This is a genomic window from Paracoccus amoyensis (genome assembly GCF_014490725.1).
Lineage (GTDB): Bacteria > Pseudomonadota > Alphaproteobacteria > Rhodobacterales > Rhodobacteraceae > Paracoccus > Paracoccus amoyensis.
This window is the reverse complement of the sequence record NZ_JACOQL010000004.1, coordinates 64,761-83,481: the sequence shown is the minus strand read 5'-3', so window position 1 is coordinate 83,481 and position 18,721 is coordinate 64,761. Positions and strand designations below refer to the sequence as shown.

Sequence of the window (18,721 nt, the reverse complement as noted above, 5' to 3'; positions counted from 1 at the left end):
GCAGACATGGTCTTCTCCGTCGCTTCTGATCGCATATGCGGCCTTCACGCTGTCCGGTTGACCCCGGATGCTTGCCTTCGGGAAATCAGAAGATTGCATTTTGTGCATGCAAGATTTGCCGACAGCGACGACATCGCTGTCATCTTCGGCAATAACCAGCCGCTGGGCGATAAATGCCTAGCGCGACGGATCAACGGCGGTTCGCAGCAGTGGCGCAAGTCGGTCAAGCGCATAGCCGATGGACAGCGGCGACATGAAACTGAGGGCGCCGTTCAGATCGTCGTCCAGCCAGACCGAACGCCCCTCACGCGACAGATCGGTGTTCTGATAGACCGGCATGCCCTGAATGCGTTCGGCCGTCACCGGATCAACCAGCCAGACGACCGCATCCATATCGAACAGGTCAACACGTTCCGGGCTGACCGAGAACTGTCCGTTGGCCTGAACCAGATCATCGAAGATCGGCGGTGCCTGAAAGCCAAGCTGTGACAGCAGACGATTGGCACCCTCGGTGCTGCCATAACCGACGAAATGATCCGCCGCGAAAAAGCCGATGGTTGCTGTTTTGTCGCGAAACTGCGGATTGGCCGCCGCCAAGCCCGCGATGCGTGCTTGCAGATCGGTGATGATGGTTTCTGCCCGCGCCTCGGTTCCCGTGGCCTGACCGATGAGTCTGAGTTCTTCCTGCCAGGGGGCGCCCCATGCGGGATAGCCCTTGGGCTGGGCCACCACCGGTGCAATTCGCGACAGCAGATAATAAGTCGAGGGATCAAGGTTATAAAAGGTCGAGACGATCAGGTCCGGCTTCTGGGCATAGACCCATTCGATATCAACCTCGAACCCCTGCTGGACCCGGGGCGTCGCGTTCAGCGCCTGACGTGCAGGCTCGGCCCAGACCCATGTGGCATAGGGCTTGCCCCCGAACCACTCATGCACGCCGACCGGCGCGATGCCAAGCGCATAGACGAAATCCTGATCGTGATAACCGACGGTGACGATACGTTCCGGCCGTTTGGGGATGACCGTTTCACCCAAGGCATGTTCGACGGTGCGCGGAAAATCCTGCGCCGTGACGGATCGCGGCAGCAGGGTCAGGGCGACAAGGACAAGCAGCAATCGGGCAAGATATCTCATCGCGGCAAAACCAGCGGTGTGCCATGCAGCGGATCGGGGATGACCTGGGCCTTCAGGCCAAAACTGCGCTTCAGAACCTCTGGCGTGATCACCTGATGCGCCGGTCCTTGTGCGACCAGATCGCCATCACGCAACGCGATCACATGATCCGCAAACCGCGCGGCCAGCGAAATATCGTGCAAGGTCATTACCATACTGCGCGAGGCCTCGCTGCTTTGACGCCGGATCAGATGCAACACCTCCAGCTGATGCGGCAGGTCCAGCCATGTCGTTGGTTCATCCAGCAGCAGCCATTCGGTTTCCTGTGCAAAAGCCATGGCGATCCAGACCCGCTGCCGCTGGCCGCCGGACAGGTCGCTGACCCGGCGGTGGCGCATCTCGGCGACCCCCGCCGCGTGCATGGCACGTTCCACCGCATCCCGGTCTGCTGCGGCTGGCGGTCTGAACGGGCGCAGCCAGGGCGTTCTGCCGCGTGTGACCAATTCCTGAACCCGGATGCCTTCCGGGGCCAGAGGCGCTTGGGGCAGCAAGGCCAGACGGCGCGCCAGGGCGCTTGGCCGCATCTGAGCCACCGGGTTTTCATCCAACACGATCCGACCGCGCTGCAAGGGCAGCAGGCCTGCAATTCCCCGCAACAGCGTGGATTTGCCGCAGCCGTTCGGGCCGATGATCGCTGTCACCGCGCCTTTGGGAATGGTCAGGCTTAACCCCTTGATCACAAGGTGGGTGCCATAGGCGATGGAAATACTGTCGATGTTCAGGCTCACATCACCCTCCGCTCGGACGTGTCGCGCCATAGCAGCCAGATCAGCCACGGCGCCCCCAGAAGCCCGGTGAATATGCCCACCGGCAGCAAAACCCGGAACGCGGTCAGCGTGACCATCAGATCGGCCAGCACCATGATCAGCGCCCCGACCAACGCCGCGCCGATCAGGTCCGGGCCACTGTGCCGCGACAGGCTGCGGGCAATCGGCCCCGCCATCAGGCCGACAAAGCCCACCGGACCAGTGACGGATACCGCCGCCGCAATCAGGGCCGCCGCCAGCAGGATCAGCACCATGCGCGCCATCCGCACCGGCACGCCCAGACTTTGTGCCAGATCGTCGCCCAACTCCAACCGGTCCAGCCAGCGGGCACCTGCGACACTTAATAGCAGCAGCGGGAGCAACGCCCCCCAGATCAGTCGGGCTTGCGGCCAGTGTCGCCCGTTCAGCGACCCCGTCAACCACAGCATCGCATCACCCGCCAGCGCATCATCAGCCCGGCTTAACAACAACCCGGTCAGCGCACTTGCCGTCAGGGAAATGCCCACCCCGGTCAGGATCAGCCGCGTCACCGCCGGGGCACCTCCCGCCAGGATCAGCAGCAGGACGACGGCCAGAATGGCACCGCACCCCGCGCCCAACCCAACCACCGCGCCCTGAAAACCGGCCAGAACCAACCCGACCGCGCCCAACGACGCACCCGCCGTGACGCCCAGCATCTCGGGCGCGGCCAAAGGGTTGCGAAACAGCGACTGGCAAATCCCCCCCGCCAGACCAAAGGCCGCACCGGCCCCGACCGCCGTCGCGATCCGGGGCAAACGCAGCTCATAGACCAGAATCCAATGCTCGGCCCCCGGCCCGTGCCGCGCGACCTGCCACATATCGTCCAACGACAGCCAGATACGCCCCACAGCAAGATCCAGCAGGAAAACCGCCGCAACGGCTGCCACGATCAACAGGCGCCCCATCAGCGAACCACCTTGGCCATCAGCGCCAGAAAGACCGGACCGCCGATCAGGGCAAGGATGATGCCTGTCTGAATCTCGGCCGGGCGGGCAAGGATACGGCCCACGACATCGCATAACAGCAAAACGGCCCCGCCCATTGGCACGGCGACCAGCAGGCCCGGCAGGATTGACGGGCCGACCAGCCTGCGCGTCACATGCGGCACGATCAGGCCGACGAAACCAATCGGACCGGCCAACGCCACCGCCCCGCCCGCCAAAAGCGCCACCGACAAAAGCGCCGCGCCAACCGTGACCGGAACAGAGATGCCAAAGCTGCGGGCACTGTCAGCCCCAAGGGCCAATGCATCCATCTTGCGCGACATCAGCGCCGCAATCGCCAATCCGGCGGCAATCAGCGGCAACAGCCACCACAGCCGACCCTGGCTATCTTCCGCCAGCGAGCCGATGGTCCAGAAGCGATAAAGATTGCGCGTGCCCTGATCAATCAGCACAACGGCCGACACGACCGCCAGACACAGCGCCGACACGGCAATCCCCGCCAATGTCAGCCGCAGGATCGCGGCGCTGTCTGCCGCACGGCCTCCGCGTCCCAGAAGATAGACGAACAGTGCAGCCAGCCCCGCCCCTGCCACGGCGACACCCGACTGAGACAAAGGATCGCGCCACCCCAAAAACCAGATCGACAGGACAACGCCAAGCGCCGCGCCGCCATTGATCCCCAGGATCCCCGGATCGGCCAAGGGGTTACGGCTGATCTGCTGCATCACCAGTCCCGCTGCGGCCAGCGCGGCACCGACAGCAAGTCCGGTAATGGTGCGCGTCACCCGCATTTCCCAGATAATGACATCAGCCGCCCGCGACGGATCAAACCGGAACAATGCCACCAGCACGTCACCCCAAGGCAAATCCCGCGCGCCCACCGCCAATGACGCCAGCGCGGCACCAATGGTCAGTCCCGAAATCATGGAAATGGTCAGCCAAAACCGAATGATGGCACCTGTTGGTTCGGATTGTCAGGGCGCTGGCTTCCGGCTGGCCGGGATTGTCTAGGCCAGTATAAAGGCGTGGTCAATTCCGGCTGATCCTGTCTGATTGGTCACGTTCATTCACCGCCGATCAAAAAAACTTCCCAAACCAGTGAATTTTTCGTGTCGGTCATCGTCATGGCTGTGAGGGGAAAGCCAAACGCAAGACAGGGGCCGGCCTTAGGCAACGGGACGCCCCCTATCTTGCGCTTATTTCCATTCGTCCGCTCTCTCGCGCATCCGCTTGCGCAAAAAATTCTGGTGAGGAAATGACTGCTGAGATTTCAACCATGCGACGCCGCAGCCACCTGTCGCTGATCCTGTTCCGCACGACTGCGCTGGTCGCACTTGGCCTGCCGATGCAGGCAACCGCGCAAGAGGGCACGGCTGAAGAGCCTTATGTGCTGGCACCGATTACATTGCGTGCAGGCCAGCAATACACTGGCGCCATCGATGGCTATCTGGCGACGAGCACAGCGACCGGTCTTAAGTCAGGTGCGCCGTTGACGGAAATCCCGCAATCCGTGTCTGTCGTCACATCAGAAGAGTTGCAGGATCGGGCGCCGACAAACGTGGATGAAGCGGTCGCCTATGTGCCCGGCGTCACCTCTGGCATCTGGGGCGTCGATGACCGTTACGATCAATTCCTGATCCGTGGCTTCGATTTGGGAACCAGTGGCATCTATCGCGACGGGCTGTCGTCAAAGGCACAGAACTTCACCGGTTTCGTAATTGACCCCTACATGATCGAACGGATCGATGTGCTGCGGGGTCCAGCTTCTGTCGTGTATGGCTCAAACGACGCGGCCGGAATGATCAACATCATAACCAAGCGTCCCGTATTCGATCAATTCGCCGAAGCGCAGCTTTCCTATGGTTCGCATGACACCGCATCGATCGGGTTGGATGCCGGCGGTGCATTGGACAAGGACAAGACATTGGCATGGCGTCTGACGGCGCTGAAGCGCGACGGTGCCAGCGAGATCGAGGGATCCGAGGATGATCGAGATATGGTTGCCCTGGGCCTGACATGGGAACCGACGGACCGGACTTCTGTCACCCTGCTTGGGCACTGGCAGAAGGATGACCGAACGCCGAACGTTTTCCTTCCAGTGGCGGGCGAAGACTATCCGGCAAGCTATGGCGATCTGCCCTATGACTTCACCGATAGTCAGCATGACTTCAACCGGTTCGCCACCGAGCAAACAAGCATTGGATGGCAGGCACGGCACGATCTGACTGAACAACTCACCCTGCGTCAGAACTTCCGCTATGCACGTCAACGCACCGACTATCGTCATCTTTACTTCAACGGAATGCATGACCCGGATTGGAATCCCACTGAGGATTCCATGAACTACGCAGCCTTCGCAGTCGATGAGGTTGCTCGTCATACGGCGCTGGACAATCAGATCGAATATCGTTCGAAACTTGCTGGCGGTGACAATACGCTGCTGTTCGGCGCCGATTATGTCCGACAGGAAGTGGACGGAACGTCTGCATATGACGCCAGCTACCAGATCGACATTCGCAACCCAAGCTATGATTTCGACGTCACCTATCCGGCGATCTATCAGAACTCACGCACTGTGGTGACCGAAAAGGGCGTGTATTTGCAGGATCATCTGAAGTTGCAAAACGGTGTGTCCGTTACAGCCGGCCTACGCCGCGCTTGGGTCGAAAATAAGGCCTACAATCGGCTGACGGATTCAACTGCTCGTCAAAAAGATACGGCTACTACCGGCTTACTGGGTCTGACCTATGATATGGGTAACGGCTTTGTTCCCTACGCCAGCTATACGGAAAGCTTCACCACCAATATCGGTCAAAAATTCGATGGCTCGCAGTTCGAACCTACCGAAGGCAAGCAGTATGAAGTTGGCCTGCGTTATGTTCCCACGGATGGCAACATGATGCTGTCGGCAGCCCTGTTCGAAATTACCAAGACCAACGTGCTGACCAGTGACCCGGACCATCCCCAATTCTCTATCCAGACGGGCGAGGTTCGACATCGCGGGTTAGAACTTGAAGCACGCGGAGCGCTGAGCGATCGGTTTTCCCTGATCGCGGGCTATACCTATCTTGATCCGAAAATTACTCGGTCCCAGGACGGCGATGAAGGCAATTTGACCGCACGTGCACCACGTCATCAGGCCTCGCTCTGGATGGACTATGATTTTCAGAATACGATGGACGGGCTAAGTCTTGGTGGTGGCCTGCGCTATATCGGCTCCAGCTATGGCGACAATGGAAATACACGGCAGGTCGCGTCATATACACTGGTCGACATGGCCGTGCATTATGAATGGGACGATTATACCGTGGCCCTGAATGTCAACAATGTTCTGGACAAGGAATATTATGCAACCTGTGATACGTCGGTTGGCTGCATCAGCGGGGCTGGTCGCAATGCGACGCTGACACTGTCCCGCAGCTTCTAAGTTTCCTGATGAACTGAAACAGGCGGGCCGTAAATTCGGCCCGCCTGTTTCATATCAGCGATTGCCCTAGCCCACACCCGCAAAGGCCGCATCCAGTCGCGTCTTGAAACGCTCGTGGAAGGCGCGTTCGCCGATGATGTGCAGGTGGTTGGTGCCGCTGACGATGTCTGCCGGGGTTGCGCCCACAGACAGCCTGCGCCAGTCGATCAGGTTCAGCCCGCGGCTAAGGCTGTCACCCGCGCTGAAGGATGCAACGGGAACGTCCAGCGCCTCGACCCGGTGCCTGCGAAAGACCAGTGCATTGTCGATCAGCACCCAGAAAGTATGCTCTCGGCTAGAGATTTCGGGGCCGTCAAAGGGCAACGGCTCAGCCTCATTCCCGATGAAGCGCAGGAACTGGGCATAGCACTCGGCGTCCATCGCCTGAATCAGCCGGTCCCATTGCGGGCGCATCCTGGTTTTTCCCAGCCACTCCTGCAATTCCCGCTCCAACTGATCCCGTTCGCCGGGCGCAAATTCGGGATCGGCACCGGGCGTGAAATCGCGGCCCAGATCGCAGACATCGACCATGCCGATCAGACGCAGATCAACCTGCCCCTGCAACTGCCGCGCCGCTTCCCATGCCAGCAGGCCCCCCCATGACCAGCCAAGGAAAGCGCAGGGCTGTCCCGCGCTTTCGCGCCGGATATGATCGACATACTCCGCCACCACATCCGCGACCGAGACATTCAGTCGCTTTTCCTCATTCAGGGAGTGACACAGGAAACCGGTCACTGGCTGGTCGGCACCAAGATAATCGGTCAGGCGCAGATATTCGCGCGTTGACACAAGCAGACCCGGAAAACAGTAAAGCCGTGGCTGCGTGCCTGTGCGCCGCAGGGCGATGGCGGAACGGCCGGTTTGACCCGTGTCGCTGATCCGCTGGGCGATGCCGCGCACGGTCGGGGCATCAAACAGATCGGCAATGGTCAGGGCGCGGTCGGGCCACAACTGACGCATCCGCGCCAGAGCCTTCAACGCCGTCAGCGACCGTCCCCCCATGGCAAAGAAATCATCGGTGACCCCCATGGCGGGCGCATCAATCAGATCACGCCAGATTGCCAATATCTGCTGCTCGGCCTCGCCCTCGGCGGGCACGCCCTTGGCGGCACGGCTGCGGTTTTCTGGCAAAGGCAGCGCCGCGCGATCAAGTTTGGCATTGGGATTGGTGGGCATGCGGTCCAGGACCATCACAGCCTCGGGCAGCATGTGCCGGGGCAGCTTGGCGGACAATGCGGCCAACAGCGCATCTCCGCTGGCGGGGTCGTCTGCCTCCGGGCCGGTGACATAGGCGATCAGCCGTTTGGTCCCGCCATCCTCGCGCAGCAACACCAACGCCTCGGACACAAGCGGTTGGGCCAGCAGCGCGGCTTCGATTTCGCCGGGTTCGATCCGATAGCCGTTGATCTTGACCTGCAGATCGACGCGTCCGACAAATTCGATTGTGCCATCCTCGCGCCAGCGGCCCAGATCGCCGGTGCGATACAGCCGCGCGCCGGATGTGCCGTCCAGTTCGGGACCGAACGGGTCGGGGACAAAACGATCCGCAGTCACGTCGGGCTTGCCGACATAGCCCCGCGCAACCCCCGTGCCGCCCAGATAAACCTCGCCCACGGCGCCTTGCGGACAGGGCATCATCTCGGCGTCCAGCACATAGGCGCGGCGATCCCCGACAGCGCGACCGATCGGGGCATAGACGCCTTCGAATTTCGTGCCTGCCTGCACCTTCCAGACCATCGGCGTCATGATGGTTTCGGTCGGGCCATAGCCGTTGATCAGAAGTTTCGCATTCAGCGATCGGCTGAGCAGATCAAAGGTCGATTGCGCCAACCCTTCGCCACCAAAGGAATACAGCCGCATCGGTGGGGCGGAATCCGTCTGCTCGGCCCATTCGGCAAGCTGCTGCAGATAGGTCGTCGGGATCGAGGCATTGTTGCAGCCATGTTCGCGCATCGCATTCAACGTCTGCTCGGGCGTCCACAGCGGCCCATCGGGCACCACGACCGATCCGCCCATCATCAGCGGAACCATCCAGCGTTCATGCCCTCCATCCGACGAAAACGGCAGAAAGGGCAGCTCGCGGCTTTCTTCACTCATTTCATAGACGCGGGCTGTGGTCTGGTTGTGATGGGACAGCGGGCCATGTTCGACGGCAACGCCCTTGGGCTTCCCGGTCGAGCCAGAGGTATACATGATGTAGGCCAACTGATCCGGGTGGATCGTGACATCCGGCGCATCGCTGCGGGGCGGATCGGTGACGTCCTCAAGACACAGGATTTCGGCGCTTAGCCCGTCGGGCAGCTTGTCGCGATACTGGCGGCGGGTCAGCACGACGCGCACCCCCGCATCGGTCAGGATGTGGTGATTGCGGCTGGCAGGGTGGTCAGGCTCGACCGGGATATAGGCCCCGCCGGCTTTCAGCGCCGCCAGAATCGCAATGATCGCCTCGGCCCCACGTTCAACCATGATGGCGACCGGAACCTCGGCACCGACACCCATCGAGATCAGCCGGTGCGCCAGGGCGTTTGCGCGGGCGTCCATGTCGCCATGGGTGATCTGCGTATCGCCACAGATGATGGCCACCTTGTCGGCCACCCTTGCCGCATGGGCCGCAATGATTTCATGCGTCGCCCGCGGGTCGGCAGGGGTGTCGTCAGGATAAGGGGCGGAAAGATCGGCCAGTTCCTGCTGTGACAGCAGCGGCATACGGCCAACGGGTGCGTCCGGCTGGGCCAGCCCCTGTTGCAGTATCCGCTGCAGATGCGTCAGCATCCGTTGCACCAATGCCGGTTCCAGCAACCCTTGCCGGGCATTCGCTGTCATGCGGATCACGTGGCCACGGTCTTCGGCGGTCAGCACCATTTCCTCGGCCGAGGGTGGCCGCGGGCGCTGCAACCGCGTCACGCCGGATGGCAACGGGCGAAAGGCTTGGCAATGCAGCGAAATCGCGCCCAAGGGCAGCGGGTCGGCGTTTTCGCGGGTCAGCCGCTCTTGCACCAAAAGCTCGGACGGCAGGGCGTTCGCCTGTGCCCGATGCCAATAGGTTCGCATCGCCGTCAGCGCGGCCTGAAACCCGGTCGTCAAATCCGGGCCAAGACAAAGCGGCAGCAGATTTCCACTGCGCACGGTCGTGTCAGCAGCATTGATCCCAATTGCAAATCGCAGCGCGGATTGCCCGCCATAGCGCGACAATAACAGCGACATCGCCGCGGATATCGTAGTTTCGGCACCCGCCTGACGGATCGCTTGCGACAGGTCGGCATCCAGATCAAGCTGGACCTGAAAACGGGCGGTGCTGCCGGTCGGTTCGGCACGATGAGGCAGGCGCGCAATGGCATGATTGTCCATCTGATCGGCCCACCATGCCAGCCGCGCGGCACGTTCGGTTCGCGACAGGTCGTCAGCGTTGGGCACGGGCAAGGCGACCAGATCATCGCCTGCCAAAAACTGCGACAACATTCCCTCGACCGAGGCGAAACAGCCATCGTCGCCAAGAATGGGATGGATCACCAATGTCAACACATGCCCGCCCTGCCCATCGGTCCAAAGATCGGCATAGGCAGGCTTGGCTGCGATGGCCGGGCGCAAATCACGGGCAAAGGCCAGCGCCTGATCGGCGGTTCCGGCCTTGTGCCCGGCCTTGTGATAGACCAGAACCGTTTGCCCGTCCTGATGGCGCAGTGCATCACCGCCCGGCAAAGTGGCAAACCGCGCGGTAAAGGCCGGATGCTGCGACAGCACGTTTTCGATCGCGCTGATCAGCTGTGCAGGGTCATGGCTGTCATCAAATTGCAGCGCCAGAATTTCGGGCGCGAAAGGGGCCAATTCGCCCACCTGTTCATGCGCAAAGATGCGGCGTTCGACCGAATTCAACTTGCGACCCGGCGGCAAAAGAAAATCCTTGCTCATGCCATGATCTCCTTCAGGTTGTTTGGCCGCATATCCGTCCAGTCCTGCGCGATGCGCTGCAAACAGTCGGTTTTGGACGCGGGCATACCGATTTGTTGCCAGCCTGCGGGGATGTCATGATGGAACAGGGCCAGCGAATACCGCCCTTCATGGTTGCGCAGCACACGCCATAGTGGCTGGGCGGGAATCGGTTGGGTCATGTCGAACCTCGTTCGGATGCTTCGTTCTTGGGACGCGTCCCAAGGCCGAAAATTCACCGGGATTCGAAAAAATCTCGCCTTATGGGTGAATTTCCATCCACGACGCGCGTCCTGTCAGGGAAACCAGGGTGAACACCCGGTCCTTGTCCGATATCAGGAATGATCGAATGACATCTTCCCCGCATCAACCCGATCTGATCACACCCGCGACGACAATTCCGCATGACGCCAGCGCGCCGCCGATCTTTCAAAGCTCGTCCTTCCTGTTCGACAGCTATTCCCAGATTGCGGATGTCTTTGCCGGACGCTCGGACCGGTTCATCTATTCGCGTGGGGACAATCCGACCGTCAGCGAATTAGAGGGGCTGATCGCCCGCATGGAAGGAACCAAGGCCGCGCGTGGCTTTTCATCCGGCATGGCCGCAATCTGCGGGGCGGTGATGCCTTTTGTGAAATCCGGCGATCGGATCGTAGCGGTCGAACATCTGTATTCAGACGCGTTTCGCCTGTTTGAAAACGTGCTGTCCCGCTTTGGCGTTGAAACGGTCTATGTCGATGGCAGCGACACGCAGGCCATGATCGAGGCGCTGCCGGGGGCGCGGCTGGTTTATCTGGAAAGCCCGACCTCGTGGACGTTTCGGTTGCAGGACCTGCGCGCCATCGGCGCGGCAGCGCGGCAGCATGGCGTCATGTCGGTCATCGACAACAGCTGGGCCACGCCTATTTTTCAGAAACCGGCCGATCTGGGCATTGATCTGATGGTGCATGCGGCCTCGAAATACCTGTCGGGCCACAGCGATACTCTGGGCGGTCTGGTTGCCGGTTCGCGCGATCTGATCCGCAAGATCGACCACGAAGCGACGCATCTGTTTGGCGGTCGCATGTCGCCAATGGATGCTTTCCTGATCTTGCGGGGGATGCGCACCTTGGATCTGCGGATGCAGCGCCACATGGAAACCGGCCTGGCCCTGGCCCGGATGCTGGAAGCCCACTCATCGGTCACACGGATCCATCATCCCGCCCTGCTGGCCAATCGCCCCGAGGGATTGCGCGGTTTCGGCGGCCTGTTCGCCTTTGATCTGGCCGACGGCGTCGATCCCGAACGCTTCTGCAATGCCCTGCGCCGGATTCGCATCGGCGTCAGCTGGGGCGGGCCAGAAAGCCTGATCGTGCCGGGTGCCGCCGCCTGTGGGCTGGCCGGGGCTGCCAATTCCTTCCGCCGCTTTGGTGTCAGCCCGCGCTGCATCAGGCTGGCTGCGGGATTGGAGCCGGCAGAGGAGCTGATGGCAGACCTGACCCATGCATTGGATAGTGCCACGGCGGTGGCTGCATGAGTGTAACCGTCGTCGCCAAGGGACAGGCGGATTCCGGCGGAACGCGCTGGTTCGACCTGGCCGACAGCGTGACCGGCGATATTCGCCGTGTCTTTCTGTGGGTGCCGCCCGTGCCCGCCCCCGAAAACGGCTGGCCCGCCCTGTGGTTGCTGGATGGCAACGCTGTCATCGGCACGGCGGTCGATGCGATGCGTGCGCAGGCCTTCTGGCCAATGGGCACCAATATCGGCTGGGGTGCACTGATCGCGGTCGGCTATCCCACGGATGAGGCTTATGATTCCTTCCGCCGCAGTTGGGATCTGGGTCCACCTCCCGGTCAGGCCTATCCCGCCTTCCACGAGGGCGGACCACCCGTCAAAACCGGCGGCGGGGCCGAAATGGCCCGGTTTCTGCAACAGGATGTCCGCGCCTTTCTGGCCGAGGAATTGCCGCTGGACCTGTCCCGGCAGTCGCTGTTTGGCCATTCCTTTGGTGGGCTGTTCACGCTGTGGCTGCTGTTCACGCAGCCCGATACCTTTGCCAACTGGATCGCTGCCAGCCCCGCGATCACCTGGGAAAACGGTTTTCTGCAGGCCCATCTTGATCGTTTTCATCCGACATCAGGCGCGGCACGCGTCCACCTGTCCGCAGGGGAATGGGAGGGGGCTGAGCTGGCCCCGTTTCAGCGTGGGGCGCCCGATGCAGCAGCGCGAATGGTTGAAAAGACACAGACCCGTACGGTTCAGGCAGCCGAAAACATGGCCCGTGCGCTGGCCGGTCGCGGGCTGCACGTGTTCTACGAAACCTATTCTGATGAAACCCATATGTCGGTTCTGCCCATGGCCGTGAACCGGGCGATCCGCTGGGCCTTTGCCTTGACGCCCGAAGCACTGCCGCGCCTGAAAGGAGTTTCCGATGCCGCTTGACATGACGCCCAACCTGCTGGCACGCCGCCAGGGCAATCAGGTCGTGATCGGCCACCACGCCCCGCTTGATCTGACCGATTCCGGGGATGGCTGGTTAACCCTGTCCGCCCCGCAAGTCGCCGACACCGAGGCCGACCCCGATCTTGCCATGGCCATCGCATTGGCCGCATTCGAGGCCTTGACCAACCACGGCGGCGAAACGGCCATTCGCCTGACGGCCCCGGAATGGCGACCGTTTCTTCCCGCCCTTCTGGCCAAGGGGACCGCCATCTTGATCGACGGCCTGCCCACCGTTCTGCCCGCCGCCCTGTGGCAGGTGCCGGATCGCTGGCTTCCGTCCATGCCAATGCCCTACCCGACCATCTGGCGCAGCGGCCCGCATGGGCGTCACCCATTGCGCCCGCCACAGCCCGAAGGGGTGCTGTATCGCCGCTATATTCCTTGGCTTGATGGCTGGTTCAGCCTGCGGGCCATGACCATGAACGATCTGCCGACGTTTCATCGCTGGCAGAACGATCCGCGCGTCGCTGAATTTTTTGAGGAATCCGGCAGTCTCGACGCGCATCGCGCCTATCTGTCCCGTCTGATCGCCGATCCGCATATCCTGCCGGTGATCGGCAGCCTGAACGACCGCGACTTCGCCTATTTCGAACTGTATTGGGCGCGTGAGAACCGCCTTGGCGCCCAATATGATGCGGGTCCGTGGGATCGTGGCTGGCATGTGCTGATCGGAGAAGAGGATATTCGCGGGGCCGATTACGTCACCGCATGGATGCCATCGCTGATGCATTACATGTTTCTGGCCGAGCCGCGCACCCAGTCGATCATGGGAGAGCCCAAGGCAAGCCACGTCAAGCAGTTGAAAAACCTCAGCCAATGCGGCTTTGCCCATCTGCGGGAGTTTGATTTTGCCCACAAGCGTGCCTCGCTGGTGCGGCTGGAACGGCAACATTTCTTTGAAACCCGCATCTGGGCGCGTCCGGAAACCGGCAGCGGAAAGCCACTGAACCTGTCCCTCAACCGTCTTCTGACGAAAGGAGAATCCGAATGACAGAGGCAACATCCGATGTTTTCGACCTGATCGGCATTGGCTTCGGCCCATCCAATCTGGCCTTGGCCATCGCGTTGCAAGAGCGTGGCCACAACATGCGAGCGGCGTTTCTTGAGGCGCGGCCGCAATTCGCCTGGCACCCCGACATGATGATCGCGGGCAGCGATATGCAGGTGTCCTTCATGAAGGATCTGGTGTCGCTGCGAAACCCGCGCAGCGCATATTCCTTTGTCAGCTATCTGCACGACAAGGGACGCCTGTCCCGGTTCATCAATCGCAAGACGTTTTTCCCAAGCAGGGAAGAATTCAACGATTATCTGGGTTGGGTCGCGGCGCAATTGCCTGTCTGCCACTATGATAGCCGTGTGACCGCCATTGATCCGGTTGGCCGGGGCGATCATATCACTGAACTGGCTGTCACATCGGAAAGCAGCAATGGGCAATCGCGCATCTATCGCACGCGCAGTCTCGTCCTGGCGCCGGGCGGACAGCCGCATTGGCCAGAGATCTTCCGCCCGGTTCAGGGCACGTCACAGGTCATCCACGCACAGGACTATCTGTCCGCAACGACAGCACGGATCAAGCCGGGCATGCGTGTGGCCGTCATCGGCGGCGGGCAATCGGCGGCCGAGATATTCACAGACCTTGCGCAGCGTCCCCAGATTGCGGGCGTGCAACTGATTTTGCGTGGCCGCGCGCTGATGCCATCGGACGATACGCCCTTCGTCAATGAAGTCTTCGATCCGGGCCAGACCGAAATCTTTCATGCAAAGCCCGAAGCTGACCGTCAGCGCATGTTGCAAAATCTGGCGGCGACCAATTATGCCGTGGTCGACGGCGACCTGATCGAGCAAATTTACGAAATGTTGTATGAACAGGACGTGCGCGGTGAGGATCGCCTTCTGCTGACGGCAGAAACTCAGATACAGGCGGTCGCCGCCACGGATCAATCGGTCACGCTGAACATGACCGGCCCGCAAGGGGCGGTGGCGGCTGACTTTGATCTGGTCATTCTGGCGACCGGATACCGCCGTGATCTTGATGACGCGATGTTGAAATCGCTGACGCCATGGCGCAAGGGGCCCCCGGATCGCAATTACCGCCTGCCAATGGCCGATCATTTCGAACCGGCAATCTTTGTGCAGGGCTTCAGCGAGGCGACGCATGGGCTAAGCGATACCTTGCTGTCCGTCCTGCCCTTCCGGTCAGAGGAAATCGCCCTGGCGCTAGAGGCATTTCACAATCGCCACATGAACGCGGTGGCGGCAGAATAGCCACGTTTCCCTGCAATGCCCCTTCAGACGGGCAACATCTTCGCAAATGGCGGGAAATTGCCCCGCCATGACGCGATGCTTGTTTACGCCGCGTGATACGATTAAGGCTTTCGTGATCGACCCAGCCTTTCGCCAGGAAGACAGAAAAAATGTCTGAAATCTGGGTTGAATCATGCCCCATGACGAATCCAAACAGGCAGATGCCTGTGCAGCTGCACGCTTGAAGTTGCTGTCATATCTGGTGAATGAACGAGAGGTTCTTTTATGTGACGCCATGCGCATTCTCGGCAGCCGGGACCGCGCGGAAGATGTGGTGCAGGACGCCGCGATCCGCTGCATGGAAAGCCGGGCGATTGCGGACCAGATCAACAGCCCGCGTGGCTTTGTGCGTCGTATGGTTCAAAATCTGGCGCTGGATCAATGCCGCAGATCGGCGCGGGAAAAAATTGTCGTGCTGGAACCCGGCGAGGAACTGCCCTGTTCGCGTCCCAACACCGAAAGGCAAATGGAAGCAAAGGAAGACCTTGCGCGGGTGGTGTCGCAGATGGACAATTTGCCCCCGCAACATCGCCGGATATTCCTAAGCCATCGGATCGACGACTGTCTGCAAAAGGACGTGGCACGCCGCTTTGGCCTGTCGCCAGCGCGGATCAACGGGATCATCGCGCAGACGCAAACCCAGCTTCTTGCGGCGTTACAGGATGATCCGGCGCCACTGGCAATCGCTGCGGAATAATACACCGCAAAGGCCCGGTTAACGCCGGATGACTGTCAGAATATGATCGGCGATGATGGTCTGCTGAACATCAAAGCAGGTGCCGGCGGACCATCCGTTTCCCCATTCCTCGGTCAGGACCAACTGTAGCGTCGCATTCGCTTCACCCCGCCACACCGCCCGCGCGGCATCAAATTCCCGAAACTGACGGGTGGTCGGGAACAAGGCTTTGTAAAGCGCCTCTTTTGCCGAAAATATCCGCGTGATGTCGGTGGCATATCCGGGCGCGTCGCGGGGGGAAACATGTTCCGGCGCGGCGTCGTGGGCGATCTCCAAGGCGGTTGCGGCATCCATCAGCCGTTCCAGATCAACCCCCAGAACCGTCGCCAAGGCATGGTCGGTGGCCATCACAGCCGCCGCCGCCAATGTATCGGTATGGCTGATGCTGCCCAGCCAGCCCTTGGGCCATTGCGGCAATCCATCGGGGTCTTGTTCCAGTGATGCACAGCCACGATACCCCGCAAGCAGCAGCGCCTGTTGGGCGGCCCGACGCCCGGCCGCAAACCGATTGCGGCGCTTGGGGGAACTGTCCCTGATATCCGCCGGCACCTGATGATCCGAAACGACTGTGACAGGGACAACGGCCAACGTCACGCCGGGCGACAGCGAGGCCGCGGCAGCCGTCAGCAGGTCAGGTATCTGATCATTTCGACACATGTCCTGCACTTCTGTTCTGATAGGCGGCGCCCGGGCGGTTCAAGCCCACTATAGCCTCTCAGACGCCATAGACAATTCAGGCTATCCTGACAGGGTTGCTGGGGCCCATCCCGCCCCCCGGTTTATCGCCCCGGGCCGCCTAGTCGTATTTCCGCCGGTCCTCGATCACCACGCCGTCATTCGCCAGACTGTCTGGTGCCACGATCTGCACGCGCCCCCTCATCTTCAGCGTTGCGATGATCGAGGCGGAATATTCCGCCTCGGCATCGCGTGGGCTTTCGATCTGGACGATCATGGTGTCCATCTCTCCCTCACGGTCCGCGATGACGCGGGCACGGATGATTTCGGGATGGCGGGCAACAAAAGAGGCGACTTGTTCGGGGCGGACGAACATGCCCTTGATCTTGGTCGTTTGATCCGCTCGGCCCATCCAGCCCTTGATCCGCATATTGGTGCGGCCACAGGGCGAAGTGCCGGGCAGCACCGCCGACAGATCGCCGGTGGCGAAACGGACCAACGGGTAATCGGGGTTCAGTGTGGTGACGACAACCTCGCCCACCTCGCCATCAGGGACAGGATCGCCTGTGCCCGGCCGGACGATTTCGACCAGCACCCCCTCATCCACGATCATCCCGTCCATTGCGTCGGATTCGTAGGCGATATTGCCAAGATCGGCGGTGGCATAGCATTGAAGCGTGCGGATACCGCGATCCGTGTAATATTGGCGCAGCGACGGGAACAGCGCACCCCCGGCAACACAGGCGCGGGTAAAGGACAGCGCCTCACCCAACTCATCGGCGCGTTCCAGGATCAGCTTCAGAAAATCGGGGGTGCCGGCATAAACGGTGGTGCCGATATCAGCGGCAGCCCGCACCTGCAGGTCCGTCTGACCAGTGCCGGCAGGAAGCACTGTTGCATCCACCGCCCGAGCGCCGGATTCGAACATCATCCCGGCAGGCGTCAGGTGGTAAGCAAAGCAGTTCTGCACGATATCACCACGACCGACGCCGCAAGCATGCAGAAAACGGCCAAGCCGCCACCAGTCGGCGTCGCGACGACCGGGTTCATAAATCGGGCCGGGGGACTGAAAGATATCGTCGAACTCGGTGGCCAGACGTGTCGCGAAGCCGCCGAACGGAGGGTTCTTCTTCTGCGCGTCGGTCAGGTCGGATTTACGAATGATCGGCAATTCTGCCAAAGCTGTGCGGTCGCGAATGTCATCTGGTTCGACATTTCGCAAAAGCCGGGCCAGGGCAGGCGCGGTTTTGGCCCGGCCGATTGCGGTTGGCAGCGCGATTGTCAGCCATTCAGCGCGTTCCTCGGCATCGCGTGTCTCAAGCTCGTCAAAATATCCGCCCATCGCACTTCTTTCTTATGACTTCTCTTGGAAATTTCGCGGCACGTTCAGGCCAGCCAGCGTTTGCGGCGACGATAGCTGCGCACATCGCGAAAGCTTTTGCGGCCCTCATCCGACATGCCCAGATAGATTCCTTCACATCCGGGTTTTCGCGCAATGCGCTGGCCTCTCCATCCATGACGACGCGGCCGTTTTCCAGAATGTAGCCGTAATGGGCGAAACGCAGCGCGACATTGGTATTCTGTTCGGCCAGCAGAAAGGTCACGCCCTCGCCTTCGTTCACAGCCTTGACGATGTCGAAAATCTGTTCGACCAGTTGCGGGGCCAGGCCCATTGACGGCTCGTCCAGAAGGACGGTTTCGGGGCGCGACATCAGCGCACGTCCCATGGCGACCATCTGCTGTTCCCCCCCCGAGGTATAGCCAGCTTGGCTTTTCCGCCGCTCGCGCAAGCGGGGGAAATAGTCATAGACCATCTCAAGATCCTGCCGGATCGCGGCGGCGCCATCGCTGCGGGTATAGGCCCCGGTCAGCAGGTTTTCCTCGACCGTCAGGTGTTCAAAGCAATGGCGCCCCTCCATCACCTGAATGACGCCCTTCTTGACCAGCGCCGCCGGATTCAGATCGGTCACCCGTTCCCCGCGATAGATGATGCTGCCCTTGGTCACCTCGCCCCGTTCTGATGCCAGCAGGTTCGAGATCGCCTTCAGTGTCGTTGTCTTGCCAGCGCCGTTTCCGCCCAGCAGCGCCGTGATACGGCCCTTGGGCACCGACAGGCTGACGCCCTTCAGCACCAGAATGACGTGATTATAGATCACCTCGATATTGTTGACTTCCAGCAGGTTTTCCGGAGCGGGATTGGCGTCAAGCATGGTGCGTCCTCTGGCGT

The 18,721-nt window shown here is 61.1% G+C and carries 14 protein-coding genes and 1 pseudogene; 6 read left to right on the top strand and 9 right to left on the bottom strand.

Translation table 11 applies throughout. The features are described from left to right. Positions 1 to 177: 177 nt before the first annotated feature. Genes H4P12_RS12955 through H4P12_RS12940 form a run of 4 tightly spaced genes read right to left on the bottom strand, consistent with a single transcriptional unit; the run spans position 178 to position 3,831 of the window. Entirely contained in the window at positions 178 to 1,134 is a 957-nt protein-coding gene (locus tag H4P12_RS12955; protein ID WP_187794086.1) for an ABC transporter substrate-binding protein, read from the bottom strand. Continuing rightward, positions 1,131 to 1,901, bottom strand: coding sequence for an ABC transporter ATP-binding protein (locus H4P12_RS12950; protein WP_343069827.1), 771 nt, complete (start codon positions 1,899 to 1,901; stop codon positions 1,131 to 1,133). Before H4P12_RS12950 ends, H4P12_RS12955 begins: the two co-directional genes overlap by 4 nt. Next, complete coding sequence (locus H4P12_RS12945; RefSeq protein WP_187794085.1) at positions 1,898 to 2,866, bottom strand: FecCD family ABC transporter permease; 969 nt, start codon at positions 2,864 to 2,866, stop codon at positions 1,898 to 1,900. Before H4P12_RS12945 ends, H4P12_RS12950 begins: the two co-directional genes overlap by 4 nt. Then, positions 2,866 to 3,831: a FecCD family ABC transporter permease gene (locus H4P12_RS12940; RefSeq protein ID WP_187794084.1), complete on the bottom strand. Its 966-nt coding sequence runs from the start codon at positions 3,829 to 3,831 to the stop codon at positions 2,866 to 2,868. The genes H4P12_RS12945 and H4P12_RS12940 overlap by 1 nt, the downstream gene beginning before the upstream one ends. A gap of 350 nt (positions 3,832 to 4,181) precedes the next feature. Here H4P12_RS12940 and H4P12_RS12935 point away from each other — a divergent pair, with 350 nt between their 5' ends. Continuing rightward, positions 4,182 to 6,332: a TonB-dependent siderophore receptor gene (locus tag H4P12_RS12935; protein WP_187794083.1), complete on the top strand. Its 2,151-nt coding sequence runs from the start codon at positions 4,182 to 4,184 to the stop codon at positions 6,330 to 6,332. A 66-nt stretch (positions 6,333 to 6,398) separates the two neighbouring features. Here H4P12_RS12935 and H4P12_RS12930 read toward each other — a convergent pair whose 3' ends face one another. After that, the gene (locus tag H4P12_RS12930) at positions 6,399 to 10,280 is read right to left on the bottom strand and encodes a non-ribosomal peptide synthetase (RefSeq protein ID WP_187794082.1); all 3,882 of its coding nucleotides are present in this window, start codon (positions 10,278 to 10,280) and stop codon (positions 6,399 to 6,401) included. Further along, complete coding sequence (locus H4P12_RS12925) at positions 10,277 to 10,480, bottom strand: MbtH family protein (RefSeq protein WP_187794081.1); 204 nt, start codon at positions 10,478 to 10,480, stop codon at positions 10,277 to 10,279. Before H4P12_RS12925 ends, H4P12_RS12930 begins: the two co-directional genes overlap by 4 nt. 167 nt (positions 10,481 to 10,647) lie before the next feature. On the opposite strand from H4P12_RS12925, the gene H4P12_RS12920 reads away from it, so the two are divergent. The 5 genes from H4P12_RS12920 to H4P12_RS12900 all read left to right on the top strand — a co-directional run bounded on the left by H4P12_RS12920 (position 10,648) and on the right by H4P12_RS12900 (position 15,780). Continuing rightward, positions 10,648 to 11,814 (top strand): PLP-dependent transferase, encoded by a 1,167-nt coding sequence (locus H4P12_RS12920; protein ID WP_187794080.1) that lies wholly within the window; start codon positions 10,648 to 10,650, stop codon positions 11,812 to 11,814. Next, the gene (locus tag H4P12_RS12915; RefSeq protein ID WP_187794079.1) at positions 11,811 to 12,719 is read left to right on the top strand and encodes an alpha/beta hydrolase; all 909 of its coding nucleotides are present in this window, start codon (positions 11,811 to 11,813) and stop codon (positions 12,717 to 12,719) included. Before H4P12_RS12920 ends, H4P12_RS12915 begins: the two co-directional genes overlap by 4 nt. After that, complete coding sequence (locus H4P12_RS12910; protein ID WP_187794078.1) at positions 12,709 to 13,770, top strand: GNAT family N-acetyltransferase; 1,062 nt, start codon at positions 12,709 to 12,711, stop codon at positions 13,768 to 13,770. Before H4P12_RS12915 ends, H4P12_RS12910 begins: the two co-directional genes overlap by 11 nt. Next, complete coding sequence (locus H4P12_RS12905; protein WP_187794077.1) at positions 13,767 to 15,044, top strand: lysine N(6)-hydroxylase/L-ornithine N(5)-oxygenase family protein; 1,278 nt, start codon at positions 13,767 to 13,769, stop codon at positions 15,042 to 15,044. The genes H4P12_RS12910 and H4P12_RS12905 overlap by 4 nt, the downstream gene beginning before the upstream one ends. Before the next feature lie 172 nt (positions 15,045 to 15,216). Continuing rightward, positions 15,217 to 15,780: an RNA polymerase sigma factor gene (locus H4P12_RS12900; RefSeq protein ID WP_187794076.1), complete on the top strand. Its 564-nt coding sequence runs from the start codon at positions 15,217 to 15,219 to the stop codon at positions 15,778 to 15,780. Positions 15,781 to 15,798: 18 nt separating this feature from the next. Here the strand turns inward: H4P12_RS12900 and H4P12_RS12895 are convergent, their stop codons facing one another. The 3 genes and pseudogenes from H4P12_RS12895 to H4P12_RS12885 all read right to left on the bottom strand — a co-directional run bounded on the left by H4P12_RS12895 (position 15,799) and on the right by H4P12_RS12885 (position 18,704). Then, entirely contained in the window at positions 15,799 to 16,476 is a 678-nt protein-coding gene (locus tag H4P12_RS12895) for a 4'-phosphopantetheinyl transferase family protein (RefSeq protein ID WP_187794075.1), read from the bottom strand. A 139-nt stretch (positions 16,477 to 16,615) separates the two neighbouring features. Further along, on the bottom strand, positions 16,616 to 17,836 hold the full coding sequence (locus H4P12_RS12890) for a phenylacetate--CoA ligase family protein (RefSeq protein ID WP_187794074.1): 1,221 nt from the start codon (positions 17,834 to 17,836) through the stop codon (positions 16,616 to 16,618). Between the two features lie 44 nt (positions 17,837 to 17,880). After that, a pseudogene (locus H4P12_RS12885) lies at positions 17,881 to 18,704 on the bottom strand (ABC transporter ATP-binding protein). Between the last annotated feature and the right edge of the window lie 17 nt (positions 18,705 to 18,721).